Origin of the sequence: uncultured Friedmanniella sp. (genome assembly GCF_964244285.1) — a bacterium.
Lineage (GTDB): Bacteria > Actinomycetota > Actinomycetes > Propionibacteriales > Propionibacteriaceae > Microlunatus.
Genome location: NZ_CAXTHT010000005.1, coordinates 94,279 through 113,595, shown reverse-complemented (window position 1 = coordinate 113,595; position 19,317 = coordinate 94,279). Strand labels below are relative to the sequence as shown.

The window sequence follows — 19,317 nt, the reverse complement described above, 5'->3', positions numbered from 1 at the left end:
CGACCCCGCGCCAGATCAACGGTCGAGCGGCGACAGCTCCTCGTCGTCGCGCTCGAAGGGCAACGGGTCCGAAAGCGTGGCTCGGGCCACGGCCCGGGTCACCCGTCGGCGGTGGTGCATCCGGCAGAGCACCTCGTAGGCGACCAACGCGACCGGCTCGCCGACGGCGGTCGTGTCCCCGACCAGCACCTGCTCTCCTTCGAGGACCATCACCCCGTCGACCGTCCGGGCGTTGTGGGTGGCCCGCTCGCCGCACCAGCACAGGGCCCGGACCTGCAGCAGCTCGATCTTGTCGGCCAGCTCGACCAGCCGTTGCGAGGCGGGGAACAGCCGGGTCTGGAAGTCGGTCAGGATGCCGACGGCCATCACGTCGATCTGCAGCTCGTCGACGATCCGGGCCAGCTGGTCGACCTGGACCGACGCGTAGAACTGCGTCTCGTCGCAGATCAAGTAGTCGACCCGCTCGCCGCCCGTCAGCTGGCCGACGACGTAGTCCCAGAAGTCGAAACCCCGGGTGACCTCGATGGCCGGCCGGACCAGACCCAGCCGGGACGAGATCGTGGCCTCGCCCGCCCGGTCCTGGGAGGTGAACAGACGACCGAGGCGGCCTCCGGCGGTGTGGGTGTAGTCGAGCTGTAGCGCCAGCGTCGACTTGCCACAGTCCATCGGACCGGTGAAGTAGAGGAACTCGGCCACCCGCTGATCCTGCCATCCGGGCACCTCCGAGCCTCGGACGCCGAGCGGTGAGAAATCGACCGACCCTGTCCCGACCTGGCTCTAGGGTGTCGCTCAATCCCGTCCGAGGAGGTCTGCCCGATGATCATGACGTGTCCGGAGCCTGTCGAAGGGCCACCCACCACCGCGCTGCCGGCTCTGTCCAGCCGCGTCCGGGCCGTCCGCTCCTCGGTGATCCGCGACCTGCTGGCCCTCACGGAACGGCCGGGCGTCATCTCCTTCGCCGGGGGTCTGCCAGCGCCGGAGCTGTTCGACCTGGAGGGGGCTCACGCCTCCTTCGATGCCGTCCTGGCCGGCCGGGGCGCGGGCGAGGGCTCCGCCGGTGGCCGGAGTGCCCTGCAGTACTCCCCCACCGAAGGCAACCGGACGCTGCGGGAGCAGGTGGCTGCCCGCTACAGCGCACGTGGACTCCCGACCGAGGCCGCGGACATCCTGATCACGACCGGGTCCCAGCAGGGGTTGAGCCTGCTCTCGACGGTGCTGGTCGACCCCGGCGACGTCGTGCTGGTGGAGAGCCCGAGCTACCTGGCGGCGCTCCAGTCCTTCGCCCTGGCCGGCGCTCGGCTGGTCGCGGTCCCCTCCGGGGATGACGGCATCGACCTCGACGCCCTGGCGGGCCTGGCCGCCCGGCTGCAGCCGAAGGTGCTCTACACCGTGCCGACCTTCCAGAACCCGACCGGCCGGACCCTCGACGCGGAGAACCGCCGCGGGGTCGGCGCAGCCGCCGGGCGGTACGGGTTCCGGGTGCTCGAGGACGACCCGTACGCCGAGCTCCGCTACTCCGGCGACGCCGCGCTGCCGATCGCCGCGCTGGCCGCGCCGGGCCAGGTGGTGAGCACCGGCAGCTTCTCGAAGATCCTCGCGCCCGGTCTGCGGCTGGGCTGGGTCCGCGCCGACCCCCGGCTGCGGGCCGGTCTGGTGGTGGCCAAGCAGGCCGCCGACCTGCACACCTCCACCGTGGACCAGGCCGCGGCGGCGCACTACCTGTCCTCGGACCGGCTGGTCCCCGCTCTGGACCGCTCCCGGGACGCCTACCGGCTGCGCCGCGACGCCCTGCTGAGCGGACTGCCCGCCGCGCTGCCGCCCGGCAGCCACTGGACCAGCCCGGACGGCGGCATGTTCGTCTGGGCCACCCTGCCCCCGGGCTGGGACACCACGGCCCTGCTGACCACGGCGCTCGCCCACGACGTCGCCTTCGTCCCCGGCGCCCCGTTCTTCCCGGCCGACCCCGACCCCGCGACGATGCGGCTGTCCTTCACCACGTACGGGCCCGACGCCATCGCCGAAGGGCTGCGGCGCCTGTCGGCCGCGGTCGGTGCCGCCGGGTAACCTCCGGCCATGGAGAACACGAGCCCCCGCTCGGCGCCTCTGCTCTTCCGCCGGGACGAGGACTTCGCGCCACCCTTCGCCTCCGACGACCCGTTGCGGCAGCAGGACAGCCCCCTCGCCGCGGAGCCCGTCTGGGTGGTCACCGACTGGGCAGAGGCCCGCAGCGTGCTGGGCGACGCCGAGCACTTCAGCCGCGGCCGGGTCGAGGTCCGCGGGATGGATCCCGAGCGCAGGGCCAAGCTGCGGGCCGGGCAGCTGCTGGCCCAGGACCCGCCCGACCACACCCGGCTACGGCGGATGCTGACCGGTGAGTTCACGGTCAAGCGGATCAAGGGTCTGGAGCCGCGGATCACCGAGATCGTGGACGAGCACCTGGACCGGATGGAACAGCAGGGCCCGCCGTCGGACCTCGTAGCCGACTTCTCCCTGGCCATCCCGTCGCTGGTGATCTGCGAGCTGCTCGGGGTGCCGTACGAGGACCGCGAGGCCTTCCAGGAGCGGGCGGCGACGGTCATCGACTTCACCCTCCCGGACGAGGAGCGGCGCCGGGTCAGCGACGACTCGCGGGCCTACATGGGCGGGCTCGTCGACCGGCACCGGGCCGATCCGGGCGACGACCTGATCAGCCGGCTGATCGTCCGGCACGCCTCCGACGGCGGGGCCGACGACCTCAGCGACGACGAGCTGGTCGGGATCGGCAACCTGCTGCTGATCGCCGGCCACGAGACGACGTCCAACATGCTGGCTCTCGGCACGCTGGCCCTGCTGCGCCGACCGGACCAGCTCGCGGTGCTCCGGGACGAACCCGACTCGGTCCCGCGGGCGGTCGAGGAGCTGCTGCGCTACCTGAGCGTCGTGCACACCGCGCTGCCTCGGGTGGCGACGACCGAGGTGACGGTCCACGGCACCACGGTCGGTGAGGGTGACCTCGTCGCCGTCTCGCTGCCGGCGGCCAACCGGGACCCCGAGCTCACCGCCGGCGGTGACGCCCTCGACGTGCGTCGCGAACCCACCAACCACGTCGCCTTCGGCCACGGCATCCACCACTGCCTGGGCGCACCGCTCGCCCGGGCCGAGATGCAGATCGCCTTTCCGGCCCTGTTCCGCCGGTTCCCCCGGCTGGCCCTGGTCGACCAGGGCCGCCCCGCGTACCGCGAGCAGACCTTCATCTACGGTCTGACCGAGCTGCCGGTGACCTGGTGAGAGGGACGCAATGAGGGTCGAAGCCACGCCGGAGGTCTGCATCGGCGCCGGCAACTGCGTGCTGGCCGCGCCGGACCTGTTCGACCAGGACGACGACGGCACCGTGCAGGTGCTGCAGGCCGAAGTCCCGCCCGGCCAGGAGGACGAGGCGCAGGAGGCCGTCGAACGCTGCCCCGCCCGGGCGCTGGCGCTGGGCTGAGCCGGTCATGGCGACCGCGCGCGACGGATCACCCGGGCCCGCCAGGGTTGTTGGGTGAGTGACTGCCGCGACTACCCGGCCGCTACTCACCCAAACGACCGCGAGCCCCGATGTGGCTCAGCCGACCAGCAGCGGGACCAGCATCTCGGCCGCGGTCAGCGAGCCGTGCATGCCGACCAGGCTGAGCTCGCGCGGGAACTGCCGGGTCATCACCGCCCAGGAGTCGCGCAGGGCGACCAGGACGTGGCCGTAGCGTTCGCGGACGTCGTCGGCGACCGGGCCGAACCAGCCCTCGTCGACGGCCTCGTCCCGGGTCCGTACCCAGGCCCGGTCCCCCAGCAGGTCGCGCCAGCGGTCGGCAACGGCCACCGGTGAGTCGTCGTCGACGTAGAGCTGACGGAACCGGCCCTCACCGGCGAGCGCGGAGACCCCGGCCATCAGCTGGGCCTCGTCCTCGGCGACCACCTGGCGGCTGCTCGGGACGTCGACCATGCCGTGGTCGCCGGTGACGACCAGCACGACGTCGGCGGGCAGTGCGTCCCGGAGCCGCTCGCACATGGCGTCGACGCGGATCAGCTGGCGCAGCCAGTCCTCGGAGTCACAGCCGGACGTATGGCCGACGTGGTCGAGCTGCCGCTCGTAGGCGTAGACCAGGCTGCGCTCACCGCGGGCGGCGGCGGCCTGGACCAGCCCGATCCGGGTCTCCTCGGCGCGCTCGTGCTGGAAGGGGACGAAGCGGGCCCCGCGCAGCGCCGCCTCGGTCAGTCCACTGCCCGCGAAGCGTTCCAGACCGACGGAGCTCACCGAGACCCCGGCCGCCACGGCCTGCTCGAAGAAGGTCGGCCGGGGCTGGACGGCGCGGGCCAGCAGGTCGGACTCCCACGTGAGGGCGTTCAGGATCTCCCCGGTCTCGGGAATACGCGAGGTGTAGCCGACCATCCCGTGCTGACCGGGCGGCAGCCCCGTCCCCAGGCTGGTCAGGCTGGTCACGGTGGTGCTGGGCACCCCCGCCGTGATGGAGCGGCCCCGACCCAGCATCCCGGCCAGGAACGGCACCTCTCGGGAGGCCCGGCGCAGCAGGTTCCAGCCCAGCCCGTCGACGAGCACCACCACGTAGCGGGCCGACGCCGGCAGGTCCAGCGGGTCGTGCTCGTGTCCGGGGACGCCGAGGTGGTGACCGATACCGGGCATCAGCTCGGCCAGGCTGGCCGACCCGTAGGCCGGGAGCACCTGCCCGGCCAGCGTCGACCTCGTCGCGGCGGAGGTCACACGGGTCTCGCCGGCGCGGGGTCGGTCGGCTGGGGGCGTCTCATACCGCGGCCGCGCGCTGCAGCCCGCTCGAGAACTTCACCAGCCGGGCCACCCGGTCGGCTCCGTCCGCCGCCGCGCTCATCCGGACGGTCAGGTCGTCGCCCACGAGCGCGCCGGTGTACCCGTGGTCGGCCTCGCACTCCGGGTCGGGGCAGCTCGCCTGCTCGAGGTCGAGTCGACGGACCGCGCCCCAGCCGACCGAAAGCCAGGTCTCGGCCACCTCGGTGGACCCCGGCCGGTAGGACTCCGGCCGGCTGACCACCCGGGTCAGCACCACGGTGTTGATCTTGGTCAGGGCCACCGACTCGGTCGAGGATGCCGCCGCGATCCCGGTCAACGGCGGTTCGGCCGGCTGGTCGTCGGTGTGCCCCACGATCAGCCGCGTCGGCGTCAGCACGAGCACGGTGACGTGACGATGGATCTCGTCGTGGGCGAACGTCGTCTCGTGGTGGACCACGAAGTCCACCAGCTCCTCCTCCGCCACGGAGAGGATCACCGCCTCCTCGACCAGATCCGGGAAGTACCCGCACGCCTCGATGTCGGCCCGCAGGTCCCTCCGCATCGATCCAAGCCTCATGACCAGCATCCTGCCACGGCTCGGCAGGCCCGATGGCACCATCCACAGCCCGCTCGGGTGGCCCTCCCGCACTCAGGCGGACGCCGAAGGCAGCGCTGGGTCGCTGGGTCGATGTCCCCGGTGCGGTCTGGACGACCGAGCGAGCAGACACGCCTTTCCGTCTGTGAGGGAAGGAGGAAGACCGCACCTGAGGGGGACATCGGGCCCGGCGCCAAAATTACAGAGTCCTGGCCATGGGGTCGCGGCGGTCGTCGGTGGGAGCGGTGAAGATGCGGGCGCCGAGGACGGACATGGCGTTCAGCGAGGCGACGCAAGGGCTGAGGGAGACCGAGGCGAGCTGCGGCAGGTCGTCGGCCAGCTGGGCGACGCGGTGCAGCAGGTCCTCGATGCCGCCGATGTGGACGCCGGGGCTGCCGTGCCGACCGAACAGGGTGGGCGCGGCCTTGAGGTCGCGGACCATGGCGGCGGCGTCGGTGGTGGTCAGCGGCGGCACCCGGTAGACCGTGTCGCCGAGCAGCTCGGTGGGGATGCCCTCGAGGCCCATCGAGATCAGGGGGCCGAAGGCGGCGTCCTCACGGCTGGTGACCACGAGGGCGACGCCGGGCGGCGCCATCACCTGCACCACCGGCTCGCCCACGGCGCCGACGCGGTCGCCGAGACCGAGCTCGCGGACGAGGCTGTCGAGCTCGGACCAGGCGTGGGCCAGGTCGTCGGCGTCGGCCAGGCTGCGGTGTACGTTCGCCTGGTCGGGGCGGCCACGGACGGTCGCGGCGGTGGCCTTGAGAGCGACGTTCCAACCGAGGTGGTCCGCGACGGCGGTCGCCTCCTCGAGGCTGGCCACCGGATAGCGCCGGACCAGCGGGATGCCGTACGCGGCCAGCACCTCGGCGGACTCCTCGTCGGTCAGCTCGCGGCCCTGGGGGTGGCCCGACAGCACCCGGTGCACCACGCGCTTGGCGCGCAGGATGTCGGGGTCGAGCAGCGGCACCGCGCCGGGGTCGCGCTCGCGCCAGTGGGCGTACGCGGTGAGGGCGGCCAGCGCGTGGATGGCGTCGGCGGGGGCGTCGAAGCGGGGCAGCTGCCCCGGCCGGTCGGCCTCGTCCTCGTGGACCGTCGGCAGGTGGAAGTCCAGGAACACCCCGACCAAGGGCTTGTCGCCCTCGGCCGCGATCGCGTCGAGCGCGTCGATGACGTCCTCGGTGCCCTCCTCGTACACGTTGACGGCGGCGCAGACGATCGAGTCGCACGAGGGGTCGGCCAGGGCGGCCCGGGCGGCGGCCACGAACTCCTCCGGGCTCGCCTCCGACCGCAGCAGGACGGGCTGGGCGTCGGTGAGCAGCCCGACCGAGGTGGTGGTGTGCACCATCTGCTGGCACAGGGTGAACGAGTTGGTGATCAGCCGGATCTGGGAGCCGCGCGGCAGCGGCTGGCGGGCGGCGATCTTGGCGATGTCGAACATCGCGCCGCGGCGGTGCACCACCATCACCCCGGCCTGCCGGAAGAGGGCGTCGACGGCCTCGTCCGGGGCGTGCGCGAGGCCGCTCCTGACCCCGGAGTGGCTGGAGCGGCTGGTCCGGCCCGGCTCGATGACCACGACCGGCTTGCGTCGGGTCAGCCGCCGGGTGATCCGGGAGAACTTGCGCGGGTTGCCGATGGAGTCCAGCGAGAGCAGGCACACCCGGGTGGTCTCGTCGTCCTCCCAGTACTGCATCACGTCGTTGCCGGTGACGTCGGCGTAGTCGCCGGTGCTGATGAAGGAGGACAGGCCGAGATCCTGGCGTAGCGCCCGGTTCAGCAGCGCCACCCCCACGGCGGCGGACTGACAGAAGAGGCCGACCGAACCCTGCCGCGGCATCGGTCCGGGCGTGGAGTTGAGCTCCACCTCTGAGTGGGTGTTGATCAGGCCGAGGGCGTCCGGGCCGAGGGCGCGGATGCCGTAGGCCCTCGCGAGATTGACCACGGTGTGGTTGTCGTGCGGGCTGTAGTCGGTGCCGGTCAGGACGACGATGCCGTGCGCGCCCTTGTGCGCCGCGTCGATCACCACCCCGCCGAGCTGGGAGGTCGGGACGGAGAGGATCGCCAGGTCGAGGCGTCCGGGCGCGGTCGCGATCGAGCTGGCCGTGCGTACGCCCGCGACGGGCGCCTGGTCGGAGCTGACGGCGGTGATGTCGCCCCGGTAGCCGGCCCGCAGCATCGCGTTGACCATCCCCTGCACCCGCCGGCCGCCGCCGTAGACCACGACGCGCTCGGGGTGCAGCAGCCGGTGCACGGACGCGCTCTCGGCCCGGTGCTCGCGCCGCTCCATCACCCCGACCGAGGTGTCGGTCGGCAGGATCGGGAACTCGACGCTGAGGACACCGTCCTCGATCCCCTTCGACACCCGGTAGCCGGCGTCGGCGAAGACCTGCGCCATCCGCCGGTTCTCCGGCAGCACCTCGGCGACGAAACCGACGATGCCCCGCTCGCGCGCCGCCTCGGCCAGGTGCTCCAGCAGCAGCTGGGCGATGCCGCGGCCCTGGTGCGCGTCCTCGATCAGGAACGCGACCTCAGCCCGGTCGTCCTCGGTCCGGTCGAAGCGGCCGACGCCGATCATCTCGTCGCCCAGGGTGAGGATCAGCGCGACCCGGTCCACGTAGTCGACCTCGGTGAACCGCTTGACGTCGCGGTTGCTCAGCCGGGGGTACGGGGCAAAGAAGCGGAGGTACTTCGACTCCGGCGACACCCGCTCGTAGAAGGCGATCAGCTTCTCGGCGTCGGCCGGCACGATTGGCCGCAACCGGGCCACCCCGCCGTCGGTGAGCACCACGTCGGCTTCCCACTCGCGCGGGTAGCCCGGGGGGAGCTCCAGCTGGCTGACGGACACGGGCCAAGCCTAAGCGTCGCCGGTGACAGCCAGGTGAACCCTCGGATGCGGACGAGGACCCGTCGCCCACCAGAACGGGCGGCCCCGACGGCGGCCGGCACGTCACCGACGTCCAACGCCAGCCGCACCGTCAGGACGGCCGCTGGACCCCCGAGATCACCGAGGAGCAGCGGCACCAAGGCCACGCCGGATGGCAGAAGGCCATCTCGCGCACGCTGGACTGGGTCCGTGCCTCGAGGCGCCGGGCCCGACCGGCGCTTCAGGTGCAGTCCTCCTCCCTCAGCAGACGACGAAAACCGTGTCGCGCTGCCACGGCATCCAGACTGCACCGCGCCCCGCACGAGGGCGCCCCCGCATCTGGACGACCTTTTGGGCTGGGACGAGGCCGACGCCGCCCGGCTCGGCGCCCCCGATGTCCGGCCGGCGCGTCCCCCCGCTCCCTGAGCTTGTCGAAGAGCTTGACCCCGTCCACCGCTTCGACAATCTCGGGGGGCGGTGGGTAACGTCGCGGGCATGACGCTGCCGTCGATGAACCGACACCTCAGGGCGGCCCGCGATTTCCTCGTGCAGCACCGCGACGACTATGACACCGCCTACGCCGGGTTCAGCTGGCCGGAGCTGCCGCTCTTCAACTTCGCCACCGAGTGGTTCGACGGGCTGGCCGAGGAGAACCCCGACGGGCTCGCGCTGTGGGTGGTCGACGGCGAGGCCGAGACCCGGCTGACCTTCCGCGAGCTGGCGGACCGGTCCGTCGCCGTGGCGCAGTACCTGCACCACCTCGGGCTACGCCGCGGGGAGCGGGTGCTGGTCGTCCTTGGCAACGTCGTCCCGCTGTGGGAGGTGATGCTCGGGGCGATCCGGCTCGGCGCGGTGCTCATCCCCGCCACCCCCCAGCTCTCCCCCGCCGACCTGGCGGACCGCGTCAGCCGCGGCGACGCCCGGCTGCTGGTCGCCGACGCCCGCGACACCGACAAGTTCGCCGACCTCGAGCTGCCGCTCGGCAAGCTGGCCGTTGGCCCGGCCGGCGCCGGGGGTGTGCCCGCCGGGTGGCTGGACTACGCCGAGGTCGCGGACTTCCAGCACGCCGACCGGTACCTGCCCGGGATCAGCCGGGGCGCCGACCCGGTGCTGCTCTACTTCACCTCCGGCACCACCGCGCTGCCCAAGCTGGTCGAGCACACGCAGACGTCCTACCCGGTCGGCCACCTCTCCACCCTGTACTGGATGGGCCTGCGTCCCGGCGACGTCCACCTCAACATCTCCTCACCCGGCTGGGGCAAGCACGCCTGGAGCAACTTCTTCACCCCGTGGCTGGCCGGAGCCACGGTGCTGGTGCACACCTACACCCGCTTCGACCCGGCCGAGCTGCTCGAGGTGCTGCTCCGCTGCCGGGTCACCACCTTCTGCGCCCCGCCCACGGTGTGGCGGATGCTCGTGCAGACCGACCTGGCGTCGGTCCGGACCGAGCTGCGCGAGTGCCTGTCCGCCGGCGAGCCGCTCAATCCCGAGGTGATCGAACGGGTGCGCAGCGCCTGGGGTCTCACCATCCGCGACGGCTACGGCCAGACCGAGACCACCGCCCAGGTCGGCAACCCGCCCGGCCAGCCCCTCACGCCCGGCTCGATGGGCCGGCCGCTGCCCGGCTACGACGTGGTCCTGGTCGACCCGGCCACCGGTGAGGAGAGCGAGAGCGAGGGCGAGCTGTGCCTGCGGCTCGACCCCCGGCCGGTGGCGTTGATGAAGGGCTACAAGGCCACCGCCGACGCGATGGACGACGAGCTGAACGCCGAGTCGTTCACCGGCGGGGTCTACCACACCGGTGACGTGCTCAGCCGGGACGAGCACGGCTACCTGACCTACGTCGGCCGGGCCGACGACGTCTTCAAGTCCAGCGACTACAAGATCAGCCCGTTCGAGCTGGAGTCGGTGCTGATCGAGCACCCGGCCGTGGCCGAGGCCGCCGTCGTCGCCGCACCGGACGAGATCCGGCTGGCCGTGCCGAAGGCGTACGTGATCCTCGCGGCCGGGCAGCAGCCGGACGCCGACACCGCGCGGGCGATCCTCGGCTACGCGCGGGAGCACCTCGCCCCGTACAAGCGGGTACGGCGGCTGGAGTTCGGCGAGCTGCCCAAGACCATCAGCGGCAAGATCCGCCGGGTGGAGCTGCGCGAAGCCGAGGCCGCGCGCGGCGAGCGAGCCGAGGGTGAATACCGGGACTCCGACTTCACCTGGTGAGCCCTTGCCGGGCGATCCGCCTCCGCTCGGGCAGAATCGCCCAGGTGAGCGAGCAGCATGGCGCGTAGTTCCCGCAGCGCACCCCCCGCCGACGACGACTTCGTCGAGCGGATCCTCGACGTCGACGTCTCCTCGGAGATGCAGACCAGCTTCCTCGAGTACGCGTACTCCGTCATCTACTCCCGGGCGCTGCCCGACGCCCGCGACGGGCTCAAGCCGGTCCAGCGGCGGATCCTCTACTCGATGAACGAGATGGGCATCCGCCCCGACCGCAGCCACGTGAAGTGCGCCCGCGTCGTCGGTGAGGTGATGGGCAAGTACCACCCGCACGGCGACACCGCGATCTACGACGCCCTGGTGCGGACCGCGCAGCCGTGGACGATGCGGCTGCCGATGGTCGACGGGCACGGGAACTTCGGCTCGCTCGACTCCGGGCCCGCCGCCATGCGCTACACCGAGTGCCGGATGGCGCCGGCCGCGCTCTCGATGACCGAGGGCCTCAACTCCGACACCGTCGACTTCAAACCCAACTACGACGGCAAGGACGTCGAGCCGACCGTGCTGCCGGCCGCGTTCCCGAACCTGCTCGTCAACGGGGCCAGCGGCATCGCCGTGGGCATGGCCACCAACTGCGCCCCGCACAACCTGGTCGAGGTGGTCCAGGCGCTCCGGCACCTGATCCGGCACCCGGACGCGGACGTGGACGCCCTGATGCGCTTCATCCCGGGCCCCGACCTGCCGGGAGGCGGCAAGATCATCGGGCTCGACGGGGTCCGAGACGCTTACCACACAGGGAAAGGCTCGTTCCGGGTCCGGGCCACCGCCCGGATCGAGCAGGTGCACCCGCGTCGCAAGGGCATCGTGATCACCGAGCTGCCGTACATGGTCGGACCGGAGCGGGTGATCGAGCAGATCAAGAACCTCGTGACCGCCCGCAAGCTGCAGGGCATCGCCGACGTCAAGGACCTCACCGACCTGACGACCAACGGAACCCGCCTGGTGGTGGAGATCAAGAACGGGTTCAATCCCGAGGCGATCCTCGAACAGCTCTACAAGCAGACCAAGATCGAGGACAACTTCGCGATCAACGCCGTCGCCCTGGTCGAGGGCCAGCCCCGGACGCTGAGCCTGCGCGAGCTGCTCACGGTCTACCTCGAGCACCGCTACGAGGTGACGCGGCGCCGCACCGACTTCGCGCGCCGCAAGGCCGCCGACCGGCTGCACCTGGTCGAGGGGCTGATCACGGCCATTCTCGACATCGACGACGTCATCGCCATCATCCGGGGCAGCGACGACACGGCGGCGGCCCGCAGCCGGCTGCGCGAGGCGTTCGACCTCAGCGAGGTGCAGGCCAGCTACATCCTGGAGATGCCGCTCCGGCGGCTGACCCGCTTCTCGACCCTCGAGCTGGAGACCGAGCAGAGCGCGCTGGGGGCCGAGATCGCCGAGCTGACCGCGATCCTGGAGGACCGTGACCGGCTGCGGACGCTGGTCGGGGACGACCTGGCCGCGATGGCCAAGACGCACGGCTCGCCGCGGCGGACCATCCTGCTGGCCGCCAGCGGGGTGGTCACCACCGCCGCGGCCCCGCTCGAGGTGGCCGACGACCCCTGCTGGGTGCTGCTCTCCTCGAGCGGGCTGCTGGCCCGGACGGCCCACGCCGAGCCGCTGCCCGAGGGCGGCGACCGCTCGAGCCACGACGTGGTCATCAGCAAGATCATCGGCACCGCCCGTGGTGATCTCGGGATGATCACCAGTGCAGGCAGGTTGATCAAGATCAACTCACTCGACCTGCCCACCGTCCCGACCACGGCCAATGCGCCCAACCTGCAGGGCGGCACCCACGTCAGCGAGCTGGTCACCCTGGCGGGCGACGAGCAGCCGCTGGCCCTGACCACGCTCGTCCCCGACTCCCTCGGCCTGGCTCTGGGGACCGCGTCCGGGGTGGTGAAGCGCGTCAATGCCGAGGTGCTGGCCCGGGACTCCTGGGAGGTGATCCGGCTCGAGCCCGGCGACCGGCTCGTCGGGGCCGTCGAGCTGGCCAGTGCGGAGGTCGACCTGGTCTTCGTCTCCAGCGACGCCCAGCTGCTGCACTTCCCCGCGGCCGCAGTCCGACCGCAGGGGCGGTCCGGCGGCGGCATGGCCGGCATCAAGCTCGGCCCGGGCGCGAGTGCGGTCTTCTTCGGTGCGGTGTCCGTCGGGACCGGGCCGACCGGCGGCCGCGAGGAGGGCGCGCTGGTGGTCACCGTGGCCGGCAGCTCCGCGGCCCTGCCCGGCACCGACGCGGGCACGGTCAAGGTGACGCCCTTCACCGAGTACCCGGCCAAGGGACGGGCGACCGGCGGTGTCCGCTGCCACCGGTTCCTCCGCGGCGAGGACGCGTTGCTGCGAGCCTGGGCCGGACCGGCGCCCGCGCACGCCGCCGCGGCCAGCGGCGCCCCGGTCGAGCTGCCGCCCGCGCAAGGTCGACGCGACGGTTCCGGCACCCCGGCCGGTCAGCCGATCGCCGCGATCTCCTCGCCGCGATCCTGACACGCTCGATGTCAGTCGACCCCCTTAGGCTGCTGCCCGTGACCGACCCGAGCACCCCGTCCGAGGGCTTCGACGACCTGCTGGCCCGCAACGCCGACTACGCCGCGGGCTTTGCCGACGGCGGGCTCGAAGGCGTCGCCCGGGCCGGTGTCGCCGTGGTGACCTGCATGGACTCACGGATCGAGCCGCTGGGGATGCTCGAGCTGGGTCTCGGCGACGCCAAGATCATCCGGACACCGGGTGGACGGCTGACCCCGGACGCGCTGGTGGGTTGCGTTCTCGGCGTCCACCTGCTCGGGGTCGAGCGGATCCTGGTCGTCCCGCACACGCGCTGCGCGATGGCCAGCGGCGAGGACGCCGACCTCCTGGCCCGGGTCAGGGCCACGACCGGGGAGGACCTGGGTGAGATGCACCTCGGCGCCTCGACGGACCAGCGGGCCCGGCTGCTCGAGGACGTCCTCGCGCTGCGCGAGAACCCGCACCTCGCCGGGCGGGCCCTGGTCGGCGGCTTCCTCTACGACGTCGACAACGGCACCCTCACGCAGGTGGTCTGACGTGGCCACCCACTTCTACCGCCCCTCCGAAGGGCACCGGCTCAAGCACGATCCCTTCAATGCCATCGTCGCGCCGCGGCCGATCGGCTGGATCTCGAGCCGCTCGGCCGACGGGGTCCGCAACCTCGCGCCGTACAGCTTCTTCAACGCGTTCAACTACACCCCGCCGATCGTCGGCTTCTGCAGCACCGGCTACAAGCACTCGGTCCGCAACGTCGCCGAGACCGGTGAGTTCACCTGGAACCTGGTCAGCCGGCCGCAGGCCGAGGCGATGAACGCCACCTCCGCCACCGATGACGTCGACGAGTTCGAGCTGGCCGGTCTGGCCGGCGCACCCTCGGTGGAGGTCGCGCCGGAGCGGGTGGCCGGCGCCCCCGTCAGCTTCGAGTGCGTCCTCACGCAGCTCATCCGGCTCGCCGACCGGCGCGGAGCCGACGTCGACGCCTGGCTGACCCTCGGTGAGGTCGTCGCGGTGCACATCGACGAGTCGCTGGTCGCCGACGGCACCTACGACACGACCGCAGCCCGGCCGGTGGTCCGCTCGGGCGGGCCCAGCGCCTACTACGAGATCACGGCCGACCGCCGCTTCGACCTGGTGCGGCCGCAATGAGCCGCGTTGTGGTCGTCGGCTCGGTGAACCTCGACGCGACACTGCAGGTCGAGCGCATCCCCGGCCCTGGCGAGACCGTCGCGGCCAGGGCCGCGCGGGTCTCGGCCGGCGGCAAGGGGGCCAACCAGGCCTGTGCGGTCGTACGCGCTGGTGCCGGCTGCCTGATGGTCGGCGCGGTGGGAGACGACCAGGCCGCCGTCATGCTCACCCGAGAGCTGGAAGGACGCGGGGTCGAGCTGGACGGCCTGATGCGGCTGCCCGACGTCCAGTCTGGCGGGGCCACCGTCCTGGTCGACGACGCCGGCGAGAACTGCATCGTGGTCGTCGGCGGCGCCAACGCCGCCCTGACCGCCGAACAGGTCACGGCCGGGCTGCGCCAGGCCACCGACGTCGGGGCGGTGCTCACCCAGGGTGAGCTGAGCGTCGCCTGCGTCGAGGCTGCCGCCGCCTGGTCGATCGCCGCGGGCGTCCGCTTCGTGCACAACCTGGCGCCGTACCGGACGGTCTCGCCCGAGCTGCTCGCGGTCTGCGACCCGCTGGTGGTCAACGAGCACGAGGCTGCCGACCTCGCCGCCGAGCTGGGCAGCACGACCGAGGACGTCGACGAGCTGCTGGCCCTGCTGCGGGGGCACTGCCGGTCGGTGATCATCACCCTCGGAGGAGCCGGCGCGGCCTACTCCTCCCCCGCCGGCTCCGGCCGCCGGGCCTCGGACAAAGTGACCGTGGTCGACACCACCGGCGCCGGCGACGCCTTTGTCGGCGCCGCCATGGCCAGCCTGCTCACCGACGACGACCTGGCCCGGGCCTGCGAGGCCGGTGTCGCCTCAGGCGCGGCCGCCGTCCAGCACCCGGGCGCCCTGCCCCCTCTCTGAGCTCGACCAGCGCTCCCGGGTGAGCCGGTACTGGCGGAACTCGGCGCCGCCGTAGCTGACCTCGCCGTCGGGGAGGAACCCGAACCGGGACAACACTCGCTCTGCGCGGCGGCTCAGCGGCAGCGCGATCAGGACCTCGCCGAGGCCGAGCTCGCCGAAACCGCGTCCGAGCGCCTGCTGGAGCACCGCCGAGCCGTGGCCCCACCACGGGGGCGCGAGCACCAGCGCGAAGTCCTCGCCCGCCGGCTCCCGCTGGAAGCCGCACCAGCCGGCGAACTCGCCGTCGACCAACACCGCCCAGGGCCCGTGGCCGTTCGACACCCACTGCCCGTCCTTCGCCGCGACCCAGGCCGCGGCCGTCTCGGCGGTGAAGGAGGACGCCAGCGGCATGTGCGGTGCGTTCCGCGGCTCGTTCAGCAGGGCCAGCACCTCCTCCAGCGGCACCTCGGTCAGCCGGACGAGCTCGATCACGCGTCGATGGCGGCGGCGTCGAGGGAGTAGGCACCGTCGACGATGAACTCCCGGCGGGGAGCCACCTCGTTGCCCATCAGCATCTCGAAGACGGTCTCGGCCATCAGGCCGTCGTCGACGGTCATCCGGCGCAGGGTGCGGTGCCGCGGGCTCATGGTGGTGTCGGCGAGCTGGTCGGCGTCCATCTCGCCCAGGCCCTTGTAGCGCTGGGGCTCCTTGAAGGTGAGCCCCTTCTTGGTCAGCTCGGCGGCCCTGCGCTGGTACTCGGCGTCGGAGTAGGTGTAGATGTACCTCTCCATTCCCTTGCGCGGGTTGGTCAGCTCGAAGCGGTGCAGCGGCGGGACGGCGGTGAAGACCCGGCCGGCGTCGACCAGCGGACGCATGTACCGGAAGAACAGCGTGGCCAGCAGGCAGCGGATGTGGGCGCCGTCGGAGTCGGCGTCGGCCATGAAGACGATCTTGCCGTAGCGGGCGGCGTCGAGGTCGAAGCTGCGACCGCTGCCGGCCCCGACCACCTGGATGATCGACGCGCACTCCAGGTTCTTCAGCATGTCCCCGACGGAGGCCTTCTGCACGTTGAGGATCTTGCCGCGGATCGGCAGCAGCGCCTGGAACTCCGCGTTGCGCGCCAGCTTGGCCGTGCCCAGGGCCGAGTCGCCCTCGACGATGAACAGCTCGGAGCGGTCGACGTCGCTGCTGCGACAGTCCACCAGCTTGGCCGGCAACGAGGACGACTCGAGCGCGTTCTTGCGCCGCTGCGCCTCCCGGTGGGCCCGGGCCGCCACCCGCGCGCGGGACGCGCCGACCACCTTCTCCAGCACCGCGCGGGCCTGCGCCTTCGGACCGGCCTTGGTGGCGTTCAGGAAGTCCCCCAGCTCGCGCTCGACCACCTTCGCGACCAGTCGCGACACCGCCGGCGTACCGAGCACCTCCTTGGTCTGGCCCTCGAACTGCGGCTCCGCCAGCCGGACGGTGACCACAGCCGTCATCCCCTCGAGCACGTCGTCCTTGGTCACCTCCTCCCCGGCCTTGAGCAGCCGCTTCCCCGACAGGACGCCGCCGACGGTCTTCGTCAGCGCCCGCTCGAAGCCGGCCACGTGGGTGCCACCCTTGGGTGTGGCGATGATGTTCACGTAGGACTGAAGCCTGGTCTCGTAACCCTCGCCCCAGCGGACGGCGATGTCGACGTCCAGCTCGCGCTCGACGTCGGTGGGCTCCATGTGGCCGGCGTCGTCGAGCATCGGCACCGTCTCGGTGAAGCGGTCGACGCCCTGCAGCCGGACCACGTCGATCAGCGAGCGGTCGGGCGCCAGGAACTCGCAGAACTCGCTGATGCCGCCCTCGTGCCGGAACGTCTCCTCCAACACCTCAGGCGTCCGGGCGTCGGTGACCCGCAGCGCCAGCCCCGGCACGAGGAAGCTGGTCTGCCGGGCCCGGTTGTGCAGGTCGGCGAGCGAGAGCTCCGCGCCGGGCAGGAAGATCTGCCGGTCGGGCCAGTAGGTCACCCGCGTGCCTGTGGTGCCCTTGGGGGCACGGCCGAGCTTGCGCAGCGACCCACCCGGGGTGAACGCCGCCTGCGGCCCGTCCCCCGCGAACCCACCCGGCACGCCGCGGCGGAAGGACATGCCCCAGGTCGCCCCCATCCGGTCGACCTCGACGTCCAGCCGGGCCGCCAGGGCGTTCACCACCGACGAGCCGACGCCGTGCAGGCCGCCGGTCGCGTTGTAGGAGCCGGCCCCGAACTTGCCGCCCGCGTGCAGCTTGGTGAAGACGACCTCGACCCCGGACAGTCCCGTCCGCGGCTCGAGGTCCACCGGGATGCCTCGCCCGTGGTCGGTCACGGTGATGCCCGCATCGGGCCGCAGCACCACGGTGATGTCTCGACCGTGTCCACCGAGTGCCTCGTCGACGGCGTTGTCGATGATCTCCCAGAGGCAGTGCATCAGCCCCCGGGTGTCGGTCGAGCCGATGTACATCGCCGGCCGTTTGCGGACGGCCTCCAGGCCCTCCAGGACGAGGAGGTGCCGGGCCTCGTAGTCACGGTTCTCGGGGGCGGGGCTGGCGGGAGACACGCCGCGAGCGTACCGCCGGGGCCCGGTTGCCCGGCGCACGTAGGCTGACGCATCCGACCAGGTGTCGGGCTCCGAAGAGGAGGCAAGACCCGGCGCCGGCAACGGCCGGGGCATTTGTTACACAAGAGTCATGGGCTCGAGACGGGAAACGGAACAATCGGGCCCTGGTTGGATGTTGACTAGGCAGCAGGGACCGACTCCCGTCGGCCAAGCACCACCTGCTCGGCCCCATCCCGGGGTAGGTTCCACACCAGTATGAGGATCAGTTGATCATCAGGAAGCGAGGCCGATCGTGAGCACCTCAGTCATCGAAGGCGCCGAGTTGACTGCCGCCGATCGTTGCGATCGGTGCGGCGCACAGGCCTACGTGCGTGTCACTCTGGCCAGCGGGTTCGAGCTCCTTTTCTGTGCTCACCACAGCAAGGAGCACGCGGACAAGCTGCGTCAGGTGGCGCTGGAGATCCACGACGAGTCCGAGCGCATCAAGTAGCTCCGATACCCATCAGCCCGACCCCTCCCACCTTCGCGGTGCGAGGGGTTGTGTTGTCTCCGGACCCACCTCAGTCTTCGGACCCAACTCAGTCTTCGGGACTTTTGCGCAGCCTCAGGGCTGGTTGTCCCGCCACCAGCGGGCGAGCTCGCGGTCACTGGTCAGGCCAGTCCGCTCGTCGTAGCTCGGGTTGCGCTCCATGATGCGCGAGAGCCGCTCCTGCTCCCGGGGCGGCGCCCACCAACCGGGGCGGACCCGGGTGCGGCGCTCGAGCCGGGAGGCCAACAGCTCGGCACCCCGGCCCGCGCCGGCCACGGCCAGGCAGACGAACACGGTCACCAGGAGCACCCAGGAGACGGCCAAGGGGGGAGCCTTCCGAACGAGGACGGGACTGCGGCAAGCAGCACTTCACCCGTGGGCCGACCAGTTCGAGCACGTCCCCCGGTTGGTGCGGCGGTGCCGGCCGACGACCCCCCGATCGCGGCCGGCTCCGCCCGGCAAGCGAACTTGCCGATCAGAAGTACAACAGACCCTCCGCCGCCGACGCAGGGGTTTGACCGGTCGTGTCCGGTACTGGCCATGTCCTAATGCGGACACTCCTCCGGAGCCTCTCCCGAGGTGGCCCTAGAGGCCGTTCCGCAGGGCGTCGAACAGCCGGTCCAACCGGACGCGGTGGTCCTGGACCACGACGGCCGACGGCTCCGCGGCCACGAGGCGACGCGCGGTCTGCACCAGGACGGCAGCGTAGCCGGCCAGGACGAGCGCGGCGAGCAGCGTCGGGTCCCCCTCGAACGACGGGTCGTGCTCGAGCTCCTCGACGAGCGTCTGCTGCAGCTCGGCGGCGATTCCCCGGGCCCGGCCGACCAGGGCGGGCGAGGCCGCGACCGTACGGAAGAACGGCACCGAGCGGTCGTCCAGGCCAGAGAGCGGATGCTGCTCCTCAGCAAGCCGGACCGTCATCGCCTGAAGCGACGTGAGCACGTCCACCCCCGACGGACGGTCCTGGACGGCCGCGCGCAGCAGGTCGGCGGCGTCGACGGAGCGGTCGAGGTAGAGGTCCTCCTTGCGCGGGAAGTGGTTGAACACCGTCACCGTCGAGACCCCGGCCTCCCGTCCGACCTCGGCGACGGTGACCTCGTCGAACCCGCGCTCGAGAAACAACCGGGCAGCCGCCTCCGCGATCCGGACCCGGGTCTGCGGTCCGCCCCGCTCGCTGGTCCTGGGCACCGGCACTCACTTCCTCATCTGATCGACTTGTGTAACT

17 protein-coding genes are annotated in these 19,317 nt (G+C 72.0%); 9 read left to right on the top strand and 8 right to left on the bottom strand.

All coding sequences use genetic code 11. The annotated features are described in order from the left end of the window. Positions 1 to 15: 15 nt before the first annotated feature. A complete protein-coding gene (locus tag ACFE7W_RS13610; RefSeq protein WP_375425342.1) occupies positions 16 to 696 on the bottom strand; it encodes a thymidine kinase in 681 nt (226 codons plus the stop codon). A 120-nt stretch (positions 697 to 816) separates the two neighbouring features. Between ACFE7W_RS13610 and ACFE7W_RS13605 the strand changes: the two genes are divergently transcribed. From ACFE7W_RS13605 to ACFE7W_RS13595, 3 genes are read left to right on the top strand one after another with little or no spacing between them, the layout of a single operon-like run. Further along, the gene (locus ACFE7W_RS13605) at positions 817 to 2,064 is read left to right on the top strand and encodes a PLP-dependent aminotransferase family protein (RefSeq protein ID WP_375425341.1); all 1,248 of its coding nucleotides are present in this window, start codon (positions 817 to 819) and stop codon (positions 2,062 to 2,064) included. Positions 2,065 to 2,073: 9 nt separating this feature from the next. Beyond that, a complete protein-coding gene (locus ACFE7W_RS13600; RefSeq protein ID WP_375425340.1) occupies positions 2,074 to 3,267 on the top strand; it encodes a cytochrome P450 in 1,194 nt (397 codons plus the stop codon). A 10-nt stretch (positions 3,268 to 3,277) separates the two neighbouring features. Next, entirely contained in the window at positions 3,278 to 3,466 is a 189-nt protein-coding gene (locus ACFE7W_RS13595) for a ferredoxin (protein ID WP_375425339.1), read from the top strand. Between the two features lie 117 nt (positions 3,467 to 3,583). On the opposite strand, the gene ACFE7W_RS13590 is transcribed toward ACFE7W_RS13595, so the two are convergent. The 3 genes from ACFE7W_RS13590 to ACFE7W_RS13580 form a co-directional block, all read right to left on the bottom strand. Further along, the gene (locus ACFE7W_RS13590; RefSeq protein ID WP_375425338.1) at positions 3,584 to 4,735 is read right to left on the bottom strand and encodes an alkaline phosphatase family protein; all 1,152 of its coding nucleotides are present in this window, start codon (positions 4,733 to 4,735) and stop codon (positions 3,584 to 3,586) included. A 40-nt stretch (positions 4,736 to 4,775) separates the two neighbouring features. Then, positions 4,776 to 5,354, bottom strand: coding sequence for a DUF5998 family protein (locus ACFE7W_RS13585; protein WP_375425337.1), 579 nt, complete (start codon positions 5,352 to 5,354; stop codon positions 4,776 to 4,778). A 217-nt stretch (positions 5,355 to 5,571) separates the two neighbouring features. Continuing rightward, entirely contained in the window at positions 5,572 to 8,217 is a 2,646-nt protein-coding gene (locus tag ACFE7W_RS13580) for a GNAT family N-acetyltransferase (RefSeq protein ID WP_375425336.1), read from the bottom strand. A gap of 513 nt (positions 8,218 to 8,730) precedes the next feature. On the opposite strand from ACFE7W_RS13580, the gene ACFE7W_RS13575 reads away from it, so the two are divergent. The 5 genes from ACFE7W_RS13575 to ACFE7W_RS13555 are packed head-to-tail and all read left to right on the top strand — an operon-like array spanning position 8,731 to position 15,020. Further along, positions 8,731 to 10,452: an AMP-binding protein gene (locus ACFE7W_RS13575; protein WP_375425335.1), complete on the top strand. Its 1,722-nt coding sequence runs from the start codon at positions 8,731 to 8,733 to the stop codon at positions 10,450 to 10,452. Between the two features lie 57 nt (positions 10,453 to 10,509). Then, positions 10,510 to 12,984 (top strand): DNA topoisomerase (ATP-hydrolyzing) subunit A, encoded by a 2,475-nt coding sequence (locus ACFE7W_RS13570; protein ID WP_375425334.1) that lies wholly within the window; start codon positions 10,510 to 10,512, stop codon positions 12,982 to 12,984. 38 nt (positions 12,985 to 13,022) lie between these two features. Then, complete coding sequence (locus ACFE7W_RS13565; protein WP_375425333.1) at positions 13,023 to 13,538, top strand: beta-class carbonic anhydrase; 516 nt, start codon at positions 13,023 to 13,025, stop codon at positions 13,536 to 13,538. A 1-nt stretch (position 13,539) separates the two neighbouring features. Then, positions 13,540 to 14,148, top strand: a complete 609-nt coding sequence (locus ACFE7W_RS13560) for a flavin reductase family protein (protein WP_375425332.1) — start codon at positions 13,540 to 13,542, stop codon at positions 14,146 to 14,148. Beyond that, positions 14,145 to 15,020: a ribokinase gene (locus ACFE7W_RS13555; protein WP_375425331.1), complete on the top strand. Its 876-nt coding sequence runs from the start codon at positions 14,145 to 14,147 to the stop codon at positions 15,018 to 15,020. Before ACFE7W_RS13560 ends, ACFE7W_RS13555 begins: the two co-directional genes overlap by 4 nt. Here the strand turns inward: ACFE7W_RS13555 and ACFE7W_RS13550 are convergent. Next, positions 14,973 to 15,491: a GNAT family N-acetyltransferase gene (locus tag ACFE7W_RS13550; protein WP_375425330.1), complete on the bottom strand. Its 519-nt coding sequence runs from the start codon at positions 15,489 to 15,491 to the stop codon at positions 14,973 to 14,975. The two genes, ACFE7W_RS13555 and ACFE7W_RS13550, sit on opposite strands and share 48 nt — an antisense overlap. After that, positions 15,488 to 17,563, bottom strand: a complete 2,076-nt coding sequence (locus ACFE7W_RS13545; RefSeq protein WP_375425329.1) for a type IIA DNA topoisomerase subunit B — start codon at positions 17,561 to 17,563, stop codon at positions 15,488 to 15,490. Before ACFE7W_RS13545 ends, ACFE7W_RS13550 begins: the two co-directional genes overlap by 4 nt. A gap of 289 nt (positions 17,564 to 17,852) precedes the next feature. Between ACFE7W_RS13545 and ACFE7W_RS13540 the strand changes: the two genes are divergently transcribed. Beyond that, a complete protein-coding gene (locus ACFE7W_RS13540; protein ID WP_375425554.1) occupies positions 17,853 to 18,053 on the top strand; it encodes a hypothetical protein in 201 nt (66 codons plus the stop codon). Positions 18,054 to 18,167: 114 nt separating this feature from the next. Here the strand turns inward: ACFE7W_RS13540 and ACFE7W_RS13535 are convergent, their stop codons facing one another. Next, the gene (locus ACFE7W_RS13535) at positions 18,168 to 18,416 is read right to left on the bottom strand and encodes a hypothetical protein (protein ID WP_375425328.1); all 249 of its coding nucleotides are present in this window, start codon (positions 18,414 to 18,416) and stop codon (positions 18,168 to 18,170) included. A 261-nt stretch (positions 18,417 to 18,677) separates the two neighbouring features. Continuing rightward, on the bottom strand, positions 18,678 to 19,280 hold the full coding sequence (locus ACFE7W_RS13530; RefSeq protein WP_375425327.1) for a TetR/AcrR family transcriptional regulator: 603 nt from the start codon (positions 19,278 to 19,280) through the stop codon (positions 18,678 to 18,680). Positions 19,281 to 19,317 lie beyond the last annotated feature (37 nt).

Excerpts from the sequence above, each read along its gene's own strand:
- ACFE7W_RS13605 (WP_375425341.1), top strand. The coding sequence starts at position 817 with ATGATCATGACGTGTCCGGAGCCTGTCGAAGGGCCACCCACCACCGCG.
- ACFE7W_RS13600 (WP_375425340.1), top strand. The coding sequence starts at position 2,074 with ATGGAGAACACGAGCCCCCGCTCGGCGCCTCTGCTCTTCCGCCGGGAC.
- ACFE7W_RS13595 (WP_375425339.1), top strand. The coding sequence starts at position 3,278 with ATGAGGGTCGAAGCCACGCCGGAGGTCTGCATCGGCGCCGGCAACTGC.
- ACFE7W_RS13585 (WP_375425337.1), bottom strand. The coding sequence starts at position 5,354 with ATGAGGCTTGGATCGATGCGGAGGGACCTGCGGGCCGACATCGAGGCG.
- ACFE7W_RS13575 (WP_375425335.1), top strand. The coding sequence starts at position 8,731 with ATGACGCTGCCGTCGATGAACCGACACCTCAGGGCGGCCCGCGATTTC.
- ACFE7W_RS13570 (WP_375425334.1), top strand. The coding sequence starts at position 10,510 with ATGGCGCGTAGTTCCCGCAGCGCACCCCCCGCCGACGACGACTTCGTC.
- ACFE7W_RS13555 (WP_375425331.1), top strand. The coding sequence starts at position 14,145 with ATGAGCCGCGTTGTGGTCGTCGGCTCGGTGAACCTCGACGCGACACTG.